General features: G+C 38.0%; 15 protein-coding genes and 1 other annotated feature. Of the genes, 7 read left to right on the forward strand and 8 right to left on the reverse strand.

The features are described from left to right. Positions 1–276 (forward strand): hypothetical protein (locus tag ACX9YW_RS11940; RefSeq protein ID WP_460346585.1); only part of this gene is annotated, 276 nt, incomplete at its 5' end. Here the strand turns inward: ACX9YW_RS11940 and ACX9YW_RS11945 are convergent. The 3 genes from ACX9YW_RS11945 to ACX9YW_RS11955 all read right to left on the reverse strand — a co-directional run bounded on the left by ACX9YW_RS11945 (position 250) and on the right by ACX9YW_RS11955 (position 4,059). After that, positions 250–495, reverse strand: a complete 246-nt coding sequence (locus ACX9YW_RS11945; protein WP_460346587.1) for a DUF3243 domain-containing protein — start codon at positions 493–495, stop codon at positions 250–252. The two genes, ACX9YW_RS11940 and ACX9YW_RS11945, sit on opposite strands and share 27 nt — an antisense overlap. 329 nt (positions 496–824) lie before the next feature. After that, positions 825–2,219, reverse strand: coding sequence for an asparagine--tRNA ligase (asnS, locus tag ACX9YW_RS11950; RefSeq protein WP_460346589.1), 1,395 nt, complete (start codon positions 2,217–2,219; stop codon positions 825–827). Between the two features lie 51 nt (positions 2,220–2,270). Beyond that, positions 2,271–2,514: a binding site (T-box leader), on the reverse strand. Positions 2,515–2,652: 138 nt separating this feature from the next. Continuing rightward, the gene (locus tag ACX9YW_RS11955) at positions 2,653–4,059 is read right to left on the reverse strand and encodes a GGDEF domain-containing protein (RefSeq protein WP_460346591.1); all 1,407 of its coding nucleotides are present in this window, start codon (positions 4,057–4,059) and stop codon (positions 2,653–2,655) included. 188 nt (positions 4,060–4,247) lie between these two features. Here ACX9YW_RS11955 and ACX9YW_RS11960 point away from each other — a divergent pair, with 188 nt between their 5' ends. The 3 genes from ACX9YW_RS11960 to ACX9YW_RS11970 all read left to right on the forward strand — a co-directional run bounded on the left by ACX9YW_RS11960 (position 4,248) and on the right by ACX9YW_RS11970 (position 9,283). After that, positions 4,248–4,901: a response regulator gene (locus ACX9YW_RS11960; RefSeq protein WP_460346593.1), complete on the forward strand. Its 654-nt coding sequence runs from the start codon at positions 4,248–4,250 to the stop codon at positions 4,899–4,901. A gap of 664 nt (positions 4,902–5,565) precedes the next feature. Beyond that, positions 5,566–7,485 (forward strand): HD domain-containing phosphohydrolase, encoded by a 1,920-nt coding sequence (locus tag ACX9YW_RS11965; protein ID WP_460346595.1) that lies wholly within the window; start codon positions 5,566–5,568, stop codon positions 7,483–7,485. A gap of 88 nt (positions 7,486–7,573) precedes the next feature. Next, positions 7,574–9,283, forward strand: a complete 1,710-nt coding sequence (locus tag ACX9YW_RS11970; RefSeq protein WP_460346598.1) for a methyl-accepting chemotaxis protein — start codon at positions 7,574–7,576, stop codon at positions 9,281–9,283. Between the two features lie 186 nt (positions 9,284–9,469). Here ACX9YW_RS11970 and ACX9YW_RS11975 read toward each other — a convergent pair whose 3' ends face one another. Then, entirely contained in the window at positions 9,470–10,333 is an 864-nt protein-coding gene (locus ACX9YW_RS11975; protein ID WP_460346600.1) for a cyclic di-GMP-binding domain-containing protein, MshE-related, read from the reverse strand. Then, positions 10,326–10,712, reverse strand: coding sequence for a response regulator (locus ACX9YW_RS11980; RefSeq protein ID WP_460346602.1), 387 nt, complete (start codon positions 10,710–10,712; stop codon positions 10,326–10,328). Before ACX9YW_RS11980 ends, ACX9YW_RS11975 begins: the two co-directional genes overlap by 8 nt. Before the next feature lie 254 nt (positions 10,713–10,966). On the opposite strand from ACX9YW_RS11980, the gene ACX9YW_RS11985 reads away from it, so the two are divergent. Beyond that, a complete protein-coding gene (locus tag ACX9YW_RS11985) occupies positions 10,967–11,965 on the forward strand; it encodes an outer membrane protein assembly factor BamB family protein (RefSeq protein ID WP_460346604.1) in 999 nt (332 codons plus the stop codon). Between the two features lie 500 nt (positions 11,966–12,465). Then, positions 12,466–14,208: a methyl-accepting chemotaxis protein gene (locus tag ACX9YW_RS11990; protein WP_460346606.1), complete on the forward strand. Its 1,743-nt coding sequence runs from the start codon at positions 12,466–12,468 to the stop codon at positions 14,206–14,208. A gap of 102 nt (positions 14,209–14,310) precedes the next feature. Here ACX9YW_RS11990 and ACX9YW_RS11995 read toward each other — a convergent pair whose 3' ends face one another. Beyond that, entirely contained in the window at positions 14,311–16,257 is a 1,947-nt protein-coding gene (locus ACX9YW_RS11995) for a hypothetical protein (RefSeq protein WP_460346608.1), read from the reverse strand. A 247-nt stretch (positions 16,258–16,504) separates the two neighbouring features. Between ACX9YW_RS11995 and ACX9YW_RS12000 the strand changes: the two genes are divergently transcribed. Then, complete coding sequence (locus ACX9YW_RS12000) at positions 16,505–17,800, forward strand: outer membrane protein assembly factor BamB family protein (RefSeq protein WP_460346610.1); 1,296 nt, start codon at positions 16,505–16,507, stop codon at positions 17,798–17,800. Positions 17,801–18,100: 300 nt separating this feature from the next. Here ACX9YW_RS12000 and ACX9YW_RS12005 read toward each other — a convergent pair whose 3' ends face one another. Then, positions 18,101–18,649 carry a GNAT family N-acetyltransferase gene (locus ACX9YW_RS12005; RefSeq protein WP_460346612.1) on the reverse strand — a complete coding sequence of 183 codons (549 nt, stop codon included), beginning with the start codon at positions 18,647–18,649 and terminating at the stop codon, positions 18,101–18,103. Between the two features lie 199 nt (positions 18,650–18,848). Further along, complete coding sequence (locus tag ACX9YW_RS12010; protein ID WP_460346614.1) at positions 18,849–20,153, reverse strand: alpha/beta hydrolase family protein; 1,305 nt, start codon at positions 20,151–20,153, stop codon at positions 18,849–18,851. Positions 20,154–20,289 lie beyond the last annotated feature (136 nt).

Consider the following 20,289-nt stretch of genomic DNA (forward strand, 5'->3'; position numbering starts at 1 on the left):
AGTGCTGCTCCACCTGTGATGATTACCCATGCAAGTGCTGCTCCACCTGTGATGATTACCCATGCAAGTGCTGCTCCACCTGTGATGACTATCCATGTCAATGCTGCTCACGATGTGACGACTATCCTTGCAGCTGCGATGACGATGATGATGATTAAAAACCTAGATCCTTTTCGATCTAGGTTTTTACCCATACAAACAATTGGGTCATCCTTCGAACTAACGAATGGTGCCTGTCACCACTCTCTACTATTTTTGCACAAGTTTTACCATTAAGTTGGCAATGGCGTGTTGTTCCTCGGGTGATGCGACATTCCAGAGGTCTGATAGAATTTTGTTTTCAGGAATATCAGGAGTGACATTTTCCGATAAATAATTTCCTATTTCATAAGCCAGATCGGAAATGACTTCTTGGGATAACCCCTCTTTTCTCCCTTCCTCTAATCGATCGCTTAAAAAAGATTTCCATTGATCAAAACTGTTGATATCGTTCATATCCATGCCCTCCTCGAAAAATGAAATTCGGAGTAATGTACACTACATTCTATAATGTAACCAAATAACTTATATTTCTCATATCTACGACTAAAGTTCATTATTTAGTCAAACATTCTTGGAAATAACAGGAGAGACTTTACTTTAGTTGCTCGCTCAAGAAGGCGGTATTTTTGGAAATGTAACATCCTCTATTGGATTTACAAATCCTTAGGTCATTTTTATCCTGGCTCGGGGAGGTATTGTGCCCCCCTAAAATGAAACAAGCCTAATCCCTCGATTCAATGGAGGAATTAGGCTTGTTTTGTTAAAAATTTTAGCAAATTGGATTAAAAATCTGCTCTACCTGGAGTTCTAGGGTATGGAATCACATCTCTGATATTGGTCATACCGGTAATGTACATGATGAGTCGCTCTAGGCCAATTCCAAAGCCGGAATGCTTCGTGCCGCCGTATTTTCTCAGTTCCAAATACCATTGATATTCTTCGCCTGATAAACCGACTTCTTCCATTTTCTTGGCCAGTACTTCTTCGCGCTCTTCACGCTGGCTACCGCCAATTAATTCTCCGATGCCTGGTACGAGTAGATCCGTTGCGGCAACCGTTTTACCGTCTTCATTCATGCGCATATAAAAGGCCTTGATATCTTTTGGATAATCGGTAATGAAGACTGGTTTTTGATAAACAGTTTCACAAATATAGCGCTCATGCTCGGTTTGTAAATCAGTGCCCCAGCTTACCGGATACTCAAACTTCACATCCGCTTTTGATAAAATCTCAATCGCTTCTGTATAAGTAATCGTTGCAAAATCAGATGAAACGGCATGGTTTAATCTTTCTAATAACTCTTTATCTATGAATTGATTAAAGAAGGCCATTTCCTCCGGTGCATTTTCAAGAACATAGTTAATGACATATTTCACCATATCTTCGGCAAGTACGATGATATCTTTTAATTCGGCAAAAGCCATTTCAGGCTCGACCATCCAAAATTCTGCTGCATGTCGCGCAGTGTGTGAATTTTCGGCGCGGAATGTTGGTCCGAATGTATAAACATTACGGAATGCAAGTGCAAATGCCTCTGCTTGTAACTGTCCACTCACGGTAAGGTTCGTACTCTTTTTAAAGAAATCTTCATTAAAGTCTACTTGGCCTTCCTCATCTTTTGGCGGGTGGTTTAGGTCGATTGTGGTAACTCGGAACATTTCCCCAGCACCCTCTGCATCACTTCCGGTAATGATAGGCGTTTGTACGTTGATGAATCCTTTTTCTTGGAAAAATTGATGCAACGCAAATGAAATTAATGAGCGCACCTTAAACACGGCAAAGAAGGTATTTGTCCGCGGTCTTAAATGGGCGATTGTTCTTAAATATTCGAAAGAATGGCGCTTCTTTTGAAGTGGGTAATCCACATGCGAAGTCCCTTCAATCTCAATTTTCGTTGCTTTGATTTCAAATTTTTGATTCGCATTTGGTGTTAGCAATAGCGTTCCTTCAACGAGAATACTTGAGCTGATAGGAAGTTTGCTCACTTCTTGATAATTTTCTAACGAATCTTCCATGACGATTTGGACGTTTTTAAAAAAGGTCCCGTCGTTTACTTCGATAAAACCAAAAGCTTTTGAGGCTCTAATGGTCTTGACCCAACCAGATAAACGAACCAATTGGCCATCGTATTGATCGGTTTGCGCATATAATTCTTTGACTACAACGCTTGTTGACATAATTGTTATCTCTCCTTTTTTCTGCAATAAAAAAAACCTTCCACCCCTAAAAAAAGGGACGAAAGGTTTAGCTTCCGCGGTACCACCCAAATTGTCATAAAGACCAGCTCTACTATGTATGATTCATACCCCAGCTGTAACGTCCTGGTCACGTCTAAGCCTACTCTTTGTTCGACACAAATTTCGGTTAGAAACTCCGAGGTGTTCTTCATACATGCCTCCTCACCAGGCTCCCACCACCCCCGGCTCGCTAACGATTCCAGCACATACTACTCGTCCTCATCAAAGTCATTCATATATAGGATTTAAAACACATTTTAGCATGAAAAATCGAGAATCTCAAGTGCGTAGCGAAGGTGATTAGTGATGGTGCCTGTCACCAATCTCCTAATATTTAGGAGATTGGTGACAGGCACCATCATCCTAGTTTTTGTCAGGAGTTGATTCGTCCGCGTGATTTTTCTTTGTACATTTCGGTGTCGGCGTGTTCAAGTATTTGGTCGACGGTTATGGGATCGCCTGGCTGATAGTGGTATAGCCCGTGTGAAGCTGAGATAGGGATTGGTTGTGGCAAACAATGGCTAATGGATTCCATTTCATGTTTGATACGTTCCCAATTAGATTCTACTTCGGCGATGGTTTTGTTTTTACAAAGAAGAATGAATTCGTCTCCGCCAAGTCTAAACAATATATCAGTAGTACTAATATGATTTACTATTATTTGACTTACTATTTTTAATAGTTCATCCCCAGCTATATGCCCCTTTTGGTCGTTAACTTGTTTCAAATGATTGACGTCAATGAAACACAAGACAAATTCCTCTTGTTTTAATAAAAGCTGATGGAGTTGTTGAATGCCTGCACGCCGGTTCATCACCCCTGTTAGCACATCAGTTGACGCGTGTTTAAATAGTTCTTCTTCCGCCTGCTTCAAATCAGTAATATCTGAAACTCCGATCAACAGGCACCGAGTCTCGAGATAATCTACTAATTCAAAATTCAACATGGCCCATCTTGTTGCATTCGAAATCGTTTGCAATTGCTTTAAAACGTTTTCAATCGTTTCCCCTTTTTGAAGGCGCTGAATCATATCGATCATTTCATCATGGCTGTCAAAAAGAAAGCAGCCATTGAGCTCAGCAACATCTTCCTTTTGGTAATAGTCCAAAGCTTGTTTATTTGCAAGTTCAATTTTAAAGGATTGAGTATTTATTAGAATCAAAGGTGAGGGATTCATATTAAACAATCGATAAAAACTTTCTTCTTTGGCTTTTATTTTACACTGATTAAAATAATCCCTTTTTCGGTAAGAATAAAACGTGAAGGATATGACAAAAGCAACGCCAATCGTGCCCGTCGAATTAATTAGTTTCATAATAAGCGAAGTGTAACTACCTTTATTAAGAAAAACTAAACCCAAAACAAACATGATCTGAATAGTCAATAAGATGATGGCAAACATCTTAGGGCGAAGGGGAAAAATAACAGCAACTGCAATTAAAATCATCGAATAGGCTGTAATATTGCCTGTTAGCAACTGGCTATTAATAGAAGCAGCTACCCCTAAAAGTAAATAAGTAAGAACATAGAAATGAACAATCAAACCATGATTTGTTTGAGTTCTGTACTTAAGCATCCAAACATAGACCAAAGATACAGCAAAACCAATGAAGTGGATGGCGGCAAGATTCACTCGAAAAACAAAATGATTCACATTATCCAAAAGGAACAAATCCACAACCACAAACAAAGGATACGTAAAAATCAACAAATAAGAAACCATCTTCAAGCGACTAAACATAATCTGATAGTTAAATTGGACAAAGTCATTTTCTTTCATTGGATATGCCCCTTCTATACAAAACCATCTAAAAAATCTCAAATGTATTTTAGCATATTCAGGTGCCTGTCACCAATCTCCTATTTTTTGGTTTAAACTGTCAATAATTCGGATGGTGACAGGCACCCTTACTGAATAATATAATTTAAAGTGTGTTTGTTAGAGTTTTAGATTAGGAGATGTTTTCTGTGATTTCTATTCTTCTTGCGGATGATCATACGATGGTAAGGGCGGGTATTAAGTTGTTGATTAATAGTCAGCCGGATATGAGAGTGTTATATGAAGCTGATAATGGCGAGGATGTTGTTCAGATTGCTTTGAGTAAGGAACCGGATATTGTGATTATGGATTTAAATATGCCAAAGAAAAATGGCATCTTAGCGACGAAGCAAATAACTGAGGCAAATCGGGATATAAAAGTGATTGTGCTAACAATGCATGAGGGGAAGGAATATCTTTTCAAATTGTTGGAGGCAGGTGCCTCTAGTTATCTCTTAAAAAGCCACGATGCATTTAACCTGATTGAGGCTATTCGGATAGTTCAGAGGGGCGAAGTGTATTTATATCCAAATGCAACGAAATTACTCTTAGAAGACTATATTAAAAAATCAAGTAAAACAAACGAAGATGATATAAATCTCCAAAGTCTAACAGGGCGCGAACAGGAGGTTTTATCCTATTTAGCAAAAGGTTATTCGAATCGTGAAATTGGAGAAATTCTTTTTATTTCTAATAAAACAGTTGAATCCGATAAATACAAAATTATGGATAAATTAAATCTAAAAACACGCCCTGACCTTGTTAAGTATGCACTTAAAAATGGATTTTTGGACTTTGATTAACCTATTTCAATCCTTGTGGCTTGAAAAAAAAGTTTGTTAAAACCTACTTCAATAGTAGGTACTTGTTTTTTAAAACTACCGATACTCCTCTTTCTTTTGTAGCAAATCCCATTCCATTGGAGTTTTAGTTAATGGGATTTTTTTATAAATAGTATTTTTATATATTTTATCATCTTAGTTCTTGGATGGATAACCTATGTTTCTCGTGTGCCGGAATAAGCTTATATGTGCTCTTTCCTCCTAAAAATCTCATTAATATTCGGTTGTTCTCACTGCTAATCTCCTAATTTGTTCCGGCTTTTATTTCTTTATGATTGATTTCCATCCAAATACTATGCAAAATTCGATACCACCCTTAGCCAGTATTCCGATTTGATTATTTTATTGCATCTAGTTAAATATAGGAAATCTCCCCATCAAAAATAGGAAAAATTCCCTAGATTCCCTTCTCCCTCTAGGAGATAATACCCACATAAAATAATTTTAATAACAAAATCTTTTGTATAATTTACACTAGCTTGTTTCATTTTAGATACTCTTCTGTTTAATAGAGATTGAGAAACGGAAACGTAATGAATTAGAGGACAGTTTTTGATCAAAGCTGAATTACAAGAGCAAATGTAGAAAAATGAACCCTACTACAGAAAAAGGGGCGTGAGGATATTTGGCCTATATTTTAATAAAAGATCCAAAACGAATCGCACAAATTTCTCTGACAGGACTATCGGAAGAATCACTAGATATTATTCATCAACATAAAAAGCAACTATTCCCGATCGTATCCTTAATTGTAGACGAATTGTATGAAGAGATTTATCAAGAACCTACCCTAAAAATGATTATTGAGGATCATTCTTCTTTAGAAAAGTTAAAGTTTTCTCAACATAAGTATTTAATACAGGTGTTCGAACCAGTGATCGATGAAATGTATGTCCAAAACCGATTGCAGATTGGGAGAGTACATTCGCGTATTGGATTAGATTTACCTTGGTATATTTCTACCCAACGCCGTCTAATTCAAACGATTTCGAATCATCTTTCAAGATGGTTGCCCAATGAGCGGGCACTCTCCCTTCTAAATGCCATACATGCCCTTTTAAACTTTGATATGCAATTAACCGTTGATGCATACAATGAGATTGAATTGGATAAAGCACAATTCCCTCTTCGATATGAATTTAGGCATTTACAGAAAAAATCAGGCCTGGTAGAGGAGGACTTTGTTAATCTTGAAAAATTCAGTGGTTTTTTGACCTTTCAAATTGATGAAGTGTTTAAAAGTTTTGAAAAAGCACTAATTGCTCGAACCAGCACAGGGAGCGAGTTTTTATCATTTTTGACAAAATTAATGCCTTATATGAAAAACTTTTTAAAGCAATTTTTTCAAGATAGGGTATATCGGGACGAGGCACTTTATTACCGAATCATTAGGGATTGGAGTCGTCAATTAATTGATAATCGTGTCTCTGACCAAAAACTCACTTTAATAGTTGATACGCTAAATGAAGTTTTGAGGGAATCTTTTATCATAAGAGGTGTACAAGGAAAAAAGGAATATATTAATTTTCTTACCTCGTTTGAACGTTTTACGAGATTTACCCTTGCGATTATGAAAGAAATCCTTAACCCTTATAAATATTTACATACCTATAGCTTTCTAAATATATACTCCTATGAAATCGATATGATTGATTTTGGAAAATTAACATGGATGGACGAAAAAGCCAAGCAACTGCTCTCCTCCAGGGAGGTAGATATATCGGAATTATCAGGAAAGCGTTGTTACGAACTTTTTTATTATCGGGTGACCCCATGCATAGGCTGCCCAGCTAGAGGGCATCACAAGGAATCTTTGCTGACCCACTATGATAACGGAACAGTCTCCCGCTATTATAAAACTTGGCGATTACCCCAGTCCCGAATTGCCGAATTGAACCATCGAATATTAGTAAGTCAGGATATCACAGAAGAGGCAAAGATTACATTTGACACCATTGAGAGCCTACTTGACCTAGCTGAGTTTCGAGACGATGATACCGGACAACATGTTAGTAGGATTGGATTATTTGCAGGCAAACTAGCCGAATTAGCTGGCTTTGATGAAAAGTTCATCCAAGACATTACGATTGCAGCACGATTCCATGACATAGGAAAAGTCGGCATTCCTGATTCTATTCTCAACAAACCAGGAAAACTTTCAAGCGAGGAATGGGAATCAATGAAAACCCATGTCCAAATCGGCCATCAAATCCTTTCCAAGCTAGACATGCCTGTCATCCAAATGGCATCCCGAATTGCCAACACGCATCACGAAAGATGGGACGGAAGCGGCTACCCATCTCAACTAAAAGAGGAGGAAATACCAGTCGAAGGAAGAATTGTCTCTATCGTCGATGTATTCGATGCCCTACTTTCAAAAAGAGCCTATAAGGACCCCTTTCCACCAGAAAGAGTAAAAAGAATCATCCAAGAAGGAAAAGGTACTCACTTTGACCCTACCATAACCAATCTATTTCTCTCGATGTGGGACGAATTCCTCGCCCTATACTTGGAGCATTCGGAAGAGGTGTTGGTGTCAAGTTAGGCAAGTGTACCTTTATTCATAGAAATCATATAGGGAAATTGGTTTAGATAAAAGAGAAATAACATCCTTCGGAAAGTACGGTGGTAATTTGAAAAGGTCGATTATTACAAGATTATCATGGTTAATTGCTTTAGTAACACTTATTAGTTTATCGGTTATTTCATTTACGAATTATCAAATTACATACTCAAACGTGAAAAAGGCAGCAGGTATAGAATTAATTGGTTGTGCCAACATCACCACTGGATTGCTTACGGAATTAGAGATTAATCAACTTAATAACCTTACTTCAAATCAAGCAGAAGAATTGGGTAGAAAAATTAGTTGGACGATTGAACATAAACCGATTTTCGAGAACCAATATATTTTATCTCTTGATGGAAAGATTATTGTTGTAGATACATTTTCGCAAAATCAAGGCATTGAAGTCGGTGATACTTATAAAGTAGATTCCAAAATATTAAAGAAGATTCAGGAAGAAAAACAACCAATCTTTTCGGATGTATACAAATTTAAAGGTTTGGAACGTATGACAGGCTATGCTCCGATTTTTGAAAACCATGATCAACATGGTGAGGTGGTAGCCATTAGTGCGATTGACTTTGATGCGAAAATTTTGTCGGAACGGACATGGAGCATGGTATCATCGACCATCGTAGTAGGGATCCTTTCGTTACTATTAACGGGTACAATTATTATTCTGTATGTCCGAAAAACGATTCTTCCTTTAAGAGAATTAACCTCTTATACAGAAACAATCGCAAACGGGGATTTAACCATTAAGCCAGAAAAGTTAAAGGCTAGGGGCGAAATCCAATTGTTAAATGATAATTTTAACAAGATGGTAACTAATTTGAAACAGGCATTAATACAAACATCTTTTACATCAAGGGAATTAGCCGCGTCTTCGGAAGAACTATCAGTCAGCACAATCGAAGTGACAAAGATTGGTGATAAAGTAGCCCAAACCTTCAAGGAAGTGGCGGAACACTCCCTAAACCAAACTAGGGATGCAGAGAAAATTTCAGATGTATTTCAGCATATAACAAATCAAACGAAAATCATCACCAATCAGGTGCAATCAACATCAACAGAATCGTTTGAAGTCTCGACTAAAGCAAATCAGGGAAATTCAATCATTATCGATTCCATGGAGGAAATGAACAATATCCATGACAGTACGAATAATATTTTTCAAACGATGACTATGTTACAAGAGAGAGTCAATCGCGTAAATGACATCCTTACCATAATCAAAAATATAGCAAGTCAAACCAATTTATTGGCTCTAAATGCCTCAATCGAAAGCGCCAGAGCTGGCGAACACGGCAAAGGATTTTCAGTTGTGGCGAACGAGATTCGAAAGCTAGCTGAAGCGACCTCCCAAAGTGTCGAAAGCGTAAACAGTATCTTGTTGGAAATGGAACAAAAAACCTCTGAAGCTCTTGAACTTACTAAAATCGGAAAGGATACTGTTGATATTGGAATTGAAAAAGTTAAACTTGCAGGTAAAGCTTTTAATGAAATCAAAGAATACACACAAAAAGTAAGTGGTGATGTTTCACAGATTCATTCCACAATAACCAATATTCAAGAAGAAATTGAAAACGCAAATGAGCAAATTGAACGAATTACTTCCGTTTCGCGAGAAATTTCAATGCAAATGGAGCAGGTAGCAATTGCTTCAGAGCATCAAAATCTCTCAATGGCTGAGACAACAGCCTCCATCCAGATGTTAGTCCAACTTGCCTACGAGATGGAACGCCGATCCAATCAATTTAATATTGAGGAAGAATAAACGAAGAATTGTTTACTTTTTGGGCCATTCTATTTTTTCGCTCATATCTATTATTTTAATAGAACACCTTATTCAAAGCGATTAAATGAGTCCATTACTTTGTTTTCATAGCCATTTATATTAGAAACAAATGAAATATTCAAGAAGGACAGCCACTGTAATAGCAGCTGTCCTTCTCTTATGTTGTTACCCTAGAATTAATTGAAATGTTCCCTTTGAGGTATGAACATCCACACATGTCTGGTTATCTAAAACCTGCAGACCTTGGCTGACAATTGGGGGATTCATTGTTAATTCTGTCCCCCAATTTGACCTATTGACTAGATAAATTCCGTTAGTTAAGTTTAAGAATTCACTAACTGATGCTTTGGCGAGTTCATCAAGTTCTGTTAGTTCTTCCTCTGCATGCTTCGAAGCTATATAAAGGAGCATTTCTCTATCGGCGGAAATAGTTGTATTAAGGGGGGATTCCCCAATGATTTCTTGGTATACTACCCAATCTCCATTTAGATTTTCATTTTGTTCGGAAACCTCAAGGTACACCTCATCGTCAATAAAGCGATACATATTTTTAGTAAAAAGGGAAAGATATTTTCCGTAAGTTAACTTTCTCTCTTCATCATGGAAAACATTTTCTATCAATGCATCGATACTACCAATCTTTATCGCTTCAAACTGTTCATCCGAAAGACTATTTTCTTTTTTATAGTTATTTAAAATCGACTCGAACTGCCCAATTGTCATATAGCCACGGTCAACAAGCGCTTGTGCTAAAAATAAGTGTTTTTGCTTCTGTTTTGAAACGAGTGCATCAACTTGATCATTAGTTAAGTAGCCAAGCTCAATAGCAATTTCACCAAATCGTTTATCCATCTGTTTTTGCTTTTCATGGACGTCTGCAACCTGAACCGCTGTCATGAAACCCTCGTCTACAGCAATAACCCCAAACTTCACATGAACCGATTTCTCAAATTCAAGCGCATCAGTCAGTTGTTCCCTTGTAATAAACCCATGATTTAATAAATAATGCCCAAAGAATTGACTAAACATTTACCTTTCCCTCCCTCAAAACCTTTTCAACAATTTGCTGGATTGCTTCGAAGGAGATAGGCTTCTGAATAAAATCATAGGCACCGTTTTGTAAGGCATTTTTTAATAGATTGTTAGTCCCAACCGATGATGCCATGACCACCTTTACCTCCGGATGAATGGACTTTATCTCTATTAAAGCCTCAATGCCGTCTTTGTCTGGCATAACAATGTCCATAAAAATTAAATCCAAATTATTTGTTTTTGCGACTTCAACAGCAACATTTCCATTTTCAGCTTCCATAATTTCGAGACAATGACACTTTTCTAACGCTTCTTTAACTTTTTTCCGAATTAATACAGAATCATCACATATCAATACGCGCAAATTATTCTCCATGCGGTTCACTCCTCTAATAAATATACACATAATATTTCGACAAATTCATTCATATCCCTTCCTTAATTTCGAAAAATCCCGACAAAACATGAGTCTTTTTTCCTGTTCTATCTTCGACATCATCAGGCACAAAGTTGGACGTAAATCAGAGTGTCAATACACATTTTTTATCATCTAGACACATTAAACCTACACCTATAAAATGAAACTATAAGCTTTTTTCGTGTGAATTTTTAAGGAACTTGGTGAGGATTGTGTCAAAGGTTACTTTTATGAGGGGGACTGAGATTGTTTGGAAAAAACATTTTCCTGGTTACCCCAGTTTCACTCTAAAGAATAATATTATCTTCGGAAAAGTTGGTGGGATGCTAGTTGGAATTCATCCAAATTCAGGAGATGTGTTATGGAATTTTACCTATAAACATAACGGTTATAGCAATATAGAATCAGATTTTGATGATTATATTTACGCAATTAATAATTTCGGGGAGCAATTGGGAGCACAGGAAAATGGCGCTTCTCTTTCCTGTATAGATAGAATAACAGGAGATATTAAATGGGAGAAAACCTTTCCAAACCCAATAAGACTTCCTGCTGTTTCCGGAATTGACGAAGTAGCCGTCGCAACCCACGGTGTTATAATCGTTTTAGATAAAGAAACAGGTATACAAAAGTGGACCCTACCATTTAAAGGGAAAAATCCAACCTTTTTAGCAGCATATAAAGACACCATTCTTTATATGATAAATAACTCTATTTTTATGATTGGCATGAAATCGGGATTGATTTTGAACAAAGTTGGTTTCTCTCAACCACTGCGAAAGGTTGTTCTATCAAAAGATCATTTGGTTCTAATCGGTGGTGAAGTCACTGAGATGAATGGTATGTTTGAAGATCAATACATTGAAGCAATTAGTTTAAAAACTTTCAAAAGTACCCCACGTGTGCTAGCTCTAAATGAGGGAGAATCGATTGAGGAAATTGTCAATCAAGCTCTCATCCTACTGAATAATGACAAGCTTATATGCAAGTCTCTTTCAGGGGAAATAAAGTGGGTAAGAAAATTGCGCTTTGAAGACAAATTTATTCTTTCACATGAATGTGATATCATTTTCCTGAAGGACGGGCCAACTCTTTATGCCCTAAGCTCAGAAAACGGGGAGGAGTATTGGACTGTAAGCATGAAAACTTCGGCCACACTCAGTAAGCCGTTTATATATAAAGGATTGGTTCATGATTTTTTAATTAATTAAGTGTCTGCAACTTCTGAGGTTCGACAAACCTCGGTGTTGCAGGCACTTTATTTTTTATCTCAGCGTTTAGTTTAGGAACCTTTGAATCCCATAGCCTTTAGAAGTACCGAGTAGCTTCTGGTCTGTATCTTTTGAAACAAATGGGTTTAATTCTGACATTTCCTCTAGAGAGTACAAGTTAAAAAATCATAATTTCTAAAGAATATGTGAAGAAAATGTGAATTTTTTAAAACAAAATATAGGAGATTAGCAGAAAATTAAGGTAAACTCACCATTAAAAGGAGTTAGGTAATAAAATATTCGTCATCTGTTTCTTTCAGAAAATCTATCATCCTAATTTCAGAATCTAACATTTTGAATATTGGAATTTTTTTAACATAGAACAAATGTTAAACTACTAATAATATCAAAATTTTCGACAAAATGTGAACTAACTCTAGAAGCAATTTTAATGCGTAGTCGAAATAAGTTTGACTAAAGAGATGGGGGATTCAGTCATCATGGAATGGAAAAAGTTTAAATTAAAGAAAAAAGAAAAGACGAAGTCTAATACGAAAATGACCATTAGGAAGAAGTTGCTGGGTGGTTTTGGTATCGTTTTATTTTTAATGTTACTGGTCGGTGGATTTGCGGGCTATCAGTTATTAAAAGTGAACGAGAATTATAAGGAGTTAATGGAGGAGAAGGTTTCCCAATTAATCACTGTAAAGGATTTAAAGCAAGAGGTTGCCAATCAAACACTCGCAACACGTGGATATTTAATCTCGAGTGACTCAGAATATTTATCCCAATATGATATGTCAATGACAGTCTTTGAAGCTACTTATGCAGAAATAGTTGATAAAGCTAAAGAAGGTAAAGAAAAACAATTACTAGCAGATCTACAAACTGCCTATGAAAATTACCAAGCCATTATTAAACAATCGATTGAATTAAAAATGGCAGCCGATGAAGAAGCTTATATTAATTTAATGAGCACAAGTGGCACTGAGGCTGAAGCTCAATTTATGGCGGTCGTAGACGAATTAGTAGCGATTCAGGTTAAGGAAATGGAGGATGGAGTTAAAAAGACAACGTCAGAAGTAGTGGCGGTTCAGTGGACGGTCCTAATTTCTATTCTGGTTGCCTTAATTTTTGGAATTGGAATTGCCTTATTAATTAGTAGACAAATTGTTGGTCCAGTTAAATCGGTGGCAGAAGCCATTAAGAAGGTAGCAGCAGGTGACTTAACAGTCGAAAAGATAGATGTACGCTCAAAAGACGAAATTCGTGAGCTTGGTGATGCATTTAATCGTATGACAGCTGATTTACAGGCGGTAGTCGGTGAGGTTCGCGAGTCTGCCGGCTCAGTTGCAGCAAGTAGTGAAGAATTAAAGGTCAGTTCCCAGGAAAGCAGCTTGGCAAGTGAAGAGATTTCAAAAATGGTCCACCAAACTGCCGATGGTATTAAGAAACAGCTTGATGAATTTGTTGAGGTAAAGCATTCTATGGGTCAAATGGCTGTTGGAATTAAGCAAATCTCGCAAAATGCCGAAGATATGCTTCAATCCAGTGAAGGGGCGAACCACCTTACTAAAGAGGGTGGAGAGTCCATCCAACAAGTTGTTGATCAGATGAAAAAAATTAATACTTCAGTAGAGGAAACAACTGGAATCATTCTTTCTTTAGGTAATCGCTCGAAAGAAATTCATGAGGTGGTAAATTTTATTACCCGAATTGCCGACCAAACAAATCTATTGTCATTAAATGCTGCGATTGAAGCAGCACGTGCAGGTGAACATGGAAGAGGGTTCGCAGTTGTTGCTGACGAAGTTCGAAAACTCGCAGAACAAACAAGAACTTCAGCTAAGGAAATTACCAATATGATTAGTATCATTCAAAAAGAAACTAATCATGCGGTTGAGTCGATGGAAAGCCAGAATAACGAAGTGGATAAGGGATTAGCGTTTACTCAAGACGCCCAAGGTGCTTTCTCGCAAATCGAGAATTCAATTGAGATTGTCACAACTAGAGTCGAAGAAGTATCAAACTCAATCGAAGAGCTAAATCAGTTAGGTACCCAAATCGTCCAAACAATCGACAATGTACAGCGCATCGCTGAAACAAGTGCTGCAGCATCCCTTGAAATCAGCGCTGGCACAGAAGAAAACGTCGCAAGCATCGAACAAGTATCATCATCGGCCCAGAACCTATCCGAACTGGCCGAGCAGCTTCAAAAACTCGTAGCTAAATTTAAAATATAAAAAATGTAAATGGTGCCTGTCACCAATCTCCTAAATTCTGGAGATTTCAAAAAAAAACCGTCACTTTTGGTTAGTGGGTGACGGTTTTTTGCTGTTTATATTTTAAGGGTTGGTAGTGGTTGGTGGTGCTGGTTTGAATGTGATGTGATACTTGATTAAGGCTTCTATGGTTAATGTGATTGCTTGATTTTGAGCTGTGATTTTGGAGTAGGCAGCTGTTGTATCAACGGATTGGCCATAGTTTTTAACGAACTGATCAAGTTGTTTTTGTACTCCTAGTAATTGTTTGGTGTAATTTAGTAATGAGTTGGATGTACTCTTATAAAAATCAGCTTCGACTTGAGCCGTAACCTTTGGATCCGTTGCCGCTTTTGTATAGAACTCTACTGTTGCTTTTGATAGTGCCGCTACGTTTGTTTCTACTTTAGAAATTTCATTCGTAATCGAAGTTAACTTTGCTTTCGCTTCTTGTTCTTTCACTTTTGCCACAAATTGCGTGTGCAGGTCGGTTACATTTTTACTAGCTACAGAAACCAAGGCATTTAGGTCGGCTATCTTCTTATAAGTTGCGACAGTGTCGACATCTTTATAAATTTTTGCCACATTGTCTAATTGCTTTTTGAGTGAATCTAATTGAGTTTTGTTGGCCTTTATTTTACCGGATGTGCTTGTGTAAAATTCTGCCTCCATTTTAGTCGTTACGGTTGCATCCGTTGCCGCTTTTGCATAGAACTCAGCAGTGGTTTTTAATAGCGCCGTTACGTCTGCTTCTACTTTGGCCATTTCATTCGTAATCGAGGTTAACTTTGCTTTTCCTTCTTGCTCTTTCACTTTTGCCACAAATTGCGTGTGCAGATCAGTTAACGTTTTGCTAACCGTTGCATTCGTGGTCGTTACTTCGACGATCTTTTGGGAGAGAACAGCAATAACCGTTGTATCTTTGTACGTTTTCGCCAAAGAATCAAGTTGCTTTTTGAGTGAATCCAATTGAGTTTTGTTGGCTTTTATTTTATCGGATGTGCTTGTGTAAAATTCAGCCTCCGCTTTTGCCGTTATTGTCGCATCCGTTGCTGCTTTTGCATAAAACTCCACAGTGGATCTTAATAGTGCCGCTACGTTTGCTTCTGCTTTCGTTATTTCATTTGTAATCGAGATTAACTTCTCTTTCTCTTCTTGCTCTTTCACTTTTGTCATAAATTGCGTGTGCAGGTCAGTTAGTGTTTTGCTAGCCGTTGAATTTGCAGTAGTTAAATCCACCATTTTTTTGGAGACAGTAGCAATAGCCTCTGAATCCTTGTAAAATTTCTCCACATAGTCAAGTTGTTTTTTGAGTGAATCTAATTGATTTTGGTTAGCTTTAATTTTACCGGATGTGCTTGTGTAAAATTCAGCCTCCACTTTAGCCGTTACGGAAGGATCTGTTGCCGCTTTTGTATAGAACTCTGCTGTTGCTTTTGAAAGTTCTGCCACGCTTGTTTCCACCTTGGAAATGTTAGTGAAAATCTCCACAAAGCGCTCCTTCGCTTCTTGTTCAGTTAAGCCTAATGTAAATTGTTTGTGCAAATCGGATAAATTTTTACTAGTTGCGGAAATGGCGGCATTTTGGTCTGCAATCTTCTTATAGGCAGAAGCCACAGCATCTGTACCTCGATATTTTTTTGCCACATGGTCGACTTGCTTTTTCAATGCCTTTAGTTGATTGGAATTCGCTTTTAGTTTGCCGGATGTACTTGAGTAAAAATTAGCTTCTACTTTGTTGGATACAAGACTTGTTACAGCTTTTTCATAAAAATCTGTCGTTGCTGTTGAAAGCTTTTTAACACTCGCTTCGACTTTTGAAACATTCTTGTTAATACTAGCTAACTTCTTAATGGCTTCTTTTTCTTTCTTTGTTACGTGTTTATTAACGACTACCTTTTTTACTGTTGTAGTTTTTACAGTTACGACAGTTTTTGAAGTAGTCTCTTGCGGTGCCGCGTTCGCAATCGGCGCAAACGCAAGACCAAAAGCTAAAGTTGGAACAGCAATCTTAAATAATGAATTCTTCACACAAAAAGCCCCCTTATAATGATTTCCCTATATCCTTCGATAGCCAAAATCCATTTATGTCGTAATTATCGAAATTTTTTGAACGGATGTAGTGCCAACGGATATGGTGCCTGTCACCAACTTCCTAAATTTTGTAAACAACCAACCTGAAATTTATTGAAGTGCTAGTTTTACAGGCACTTCATTAGAAACTATTTTGTTATTCTAGTAAAATTTAGTGTGTCGAAAGAAGAAAGGGGAAATGAGAGTGCGAGTTTTTGTTAGGGGCACAAGAATGCTGCTTTTGATGGTTATCGTGTTCGCCATGTTGGGGACATCAACGATTTCGGCTAGTTCCGGAGCAGTGAAGAAGGAGAATATTGCAAATCCTAAGCAGTATCCGGGATTAAAGGAGTATTTTGTCCCATTAGAGCAGCAATACGATAAGACGGACAACGGGGTACAGGTGTATTACAAAAGGATTGATCTTGGCTTTGCTATCACTGGTCAGTTGATTGCGAAGAAAAATGGGAAAACGCTTTGGAAGAAGGATTATCACCAAGGTTATGGCATTTTAGCCGTGGAAGGAAATCTGATTTTTCTGAAGGAATCGAATCGAAATTCGTCCATTAGTGGCCCTCATAAGCTTTTAGTATTAAATACACAAGGAAAAACGGTCTATAGTACCGATTTAAACGGCTCGATTAATATGAATGGTTATCAATATGTCCGTTCTGGGGATATCCTCTATTTTGTGACGGACCGACCATTTGAGCGCCAACAGTTTGGAGGCTCCGATCCAAGTAAGCAATATTCAAGGGTTGTCGCCGTTTCGGTTAAAACGGGAAAAATCCTTTGGTCAAAGGGAGTCGGGATGGTCGGATCCCCACCAGTTCTTTATAAGGGTAAAATTTATGTCACCGACCAATTTAATGGCTTATGGTCGTTTGATTCAAAAGGCACAAAGAATCTTGTCATCAACGATCCGACTCTAGAGGGACGTCCTTATTTTTCGCCTAATGGGTATGTCTATCTGACAACTGGGGACCCAGTCACCTACAAGGAACAGTTGGTCGTTTACGACCCAGCCTTTCAGCTTTTGTGGAAGCAGCCGTATGACGGTTTTTTTCTAAGCATCGCTTTTGATAAGGATCTAATTTTTCTATCAACGAACCAATATGTGGATGATGCCAAAACGAAATTAGGCTATGAATTTTCTGGCCGGATGTATGCTTTTAATGATAAAGGGAAATTGCTTTGGAGCCAGAAACATGCTGGGTATAATACTTCGGGCACAGTCGTTTCAGGGGATCATCTATTTTTTATTAGTTATCTCATGAATCCGGCAAAGGAGTTTTTCGGCAAAAATTATATCGTGGTTTTTAAGAATCGTCTTTATGGCTTAAACAAGCGAACGGGAGAAGTCGTCTATAAAACGGGAGTCGGAGACTACTACTTCCCTACCTACCAATTCGAGATTCCAGGTAAAACCCAAAAGCCAAACCTTCCAATCGTCGAGGAGACATCCTCAACCAACAAAAAAACGTATTATCTATTAAAATAATACCTAACACTGACAAACAATCCGCTATTGGTATCACCTCAGGCCAAAATCACCTCCTGATGAACCAATAGCGGAACAAAAGTCCTCATGTTGGTGCCTGTCACCAATCCACTAATAAATAGGAATTATATCTTAAAAATATCCAAAATTCTGTTTCACTCTTTAGTACAAATAATATGGCACCATGAATTGTCATGATGCCATTTTGTTTATTTTGGACCTTCCCTTTGTAAAGGAGCACGTATAAGCCACCCGTAGCGCATATTCTCTTTCAAGCTTTACCTCTATTAGTACCGCTGGCTATTCTTCCTTCAAGCGCGAGTACATATAAAGATTATCAAATTTGCCATTGGTATATTCATATTGTCGCAGCAATCCTTCTCTAGTAAATCCACATTTTTCAGCCAATTTTTGCGATGCGATGTTGTCTGGTTCAATTAACGCCTGAATTCGATTCAACTTTAGCTCTTTAAATCCGTAAGTAAGAATCGCTTGAAAGGTCTCGGAGACAATCCCTTTTCCCCAATACTCTTTCGCTAGTTCTGCACCAATATCCGCCCGTAAATGTTGCTTGGAAAGTTGATGAAACCCACAACTACCAATGACAGTATCCGTCCCCTTCAACGTAATTCCCCAACGAATCCCTGTCTCTTCGGTCCATATTTTCCGGTACCAGCCAATCTCGTCTTCCGCATCCTTTATTCCTTCAAAAGGTGCCAATCCATAGTACTTCATCACCTCAGGATCGGAAAGATACACCAAAATATCAGCGGCATTCCCCAAAGTCACTTCTCGCAAAATCAACCTATCCGTCTCCAAAATTGGAAATTCTGTATTTGTTAAAAACATCTTTTCACCGCCCTTTTACTCTATAAAACTATGAATTATGTTTCCAACCATTCCCTTATTTTATATTAAAATCTTTCCAATAAACAATCAACCATAACAAACCTTCCGCCAAATCTGCCATAGCACCTGCACCTGTCCACCCACCGCGGACAAATCAGCGGATTTGTCCACGGACGGTGCCTGTCACCGTTATGGTAAACTAATAAGTTCTCTCCGAACTAAACTTCCCAGTTCCTTTGAGTTGGTCGTCGAAGAATTCGAGGATGAGTTGGTTTGCGGTTTCGATGCAATAATAGGGGTCGATGTCGGCTTTTCCGCCTTGCAATACATTGGCAAGTATCGGTGAGAAAAGCGGTAAATCTGTCAGACTTAAATGTTTGGCCCCTTTAAAATGAACTGTGTAGGCGTCTTGGAACACTTTATTATCAAACTTATTCGCAACATAAGTGGTATTGCTGTCAAGTTGTTCCCAAACATCATCGGAATAAAGATTAAGTAGCGGTTTTGTAAAGGCTTCGTCACGAGCCACATAATCATCGACGTCTTTTTTATATACAAGATCACTAAAGAATGGGGCATCTATATTGACGACTGCATCAATATCAGCACGTTCTCTGCCCAGCCAAACACTCGCTGCACCGCCCATCGAATGCCCGAAGACACCAATTTTCCCAGCATCAATATGTTGATAAACTGAGTCACTTCCACCCTTCACATGTTCTAGAACTGTATCGATAACAAAATTCATATCATCCGTACGCAGTTTCATCCATTTTTGAATGAGTTCCAACGCTTCTTCTTTCGTGTAAATCCCATCTTTATTGGCATTGCTGACTTCAAGATTATATTCAGAGTTAATTGTCGCCATCGTCCCATCTTCCGATCTAGTATAAAAAGAATGATAAGGATGATCGATGGAAACGACAACATATCCGTGGCTCGCAAGCTCCGTATAGGTAGAGGTATTGCTTGCCTTAATTCCATAAGCACCGTGTGAAAACACCAATAGTGGATATTTTCCATCTGCCTTTTCTGGGTACCAAAATTCCACATTCACCAATCTGTTGTCGCCAGCATCGGTAAATTCTTCGATTCGATTTTTATCAACATAAGTATAAGTAGCAGTCGCAACATGATAATCACCTGTCACTTTTGGTGATTTATGCTGTGGAAAAATAATTGCTGGCGCAAACGCAAAAACCAATGCCAAGGTCACCATAATCGATTTCCAGACAATTTTAGAAGTTTTGTAGCCACGGATATTCGCCTTATTTCGGATAAGCGATACCGCCCCCTTTACCGCTAATAGGAAAAGCAGTCCCGCAACGATGACCCAGCGCAAGCTCCAAATAATCACCGAGGCAAGGTTTAAAATAACAAATACGCTAAATACACCAATACGAATCCAATTCTTTATTTTGGTATGGTTTTGTTTCGTAAACATACAATAGACGGCAAAAGCTATCTCAAAAATCAAAGCAAACAATAATAAAATCATTGCCATAGTTATGATTTCCTCTCTTTTCATTCATTTTTATGAACTCATCATAAAAAATCATCAAAAAGAAGTATATAGAAAAACAGTAAGTTGTATCTACGGGCCAATAAGATGCAAAAAGGCGGTAGCTATCCAGCTAACC

The organism is Pseudoneobacillus rhizolycopersici, assembly GCF_054786815.1.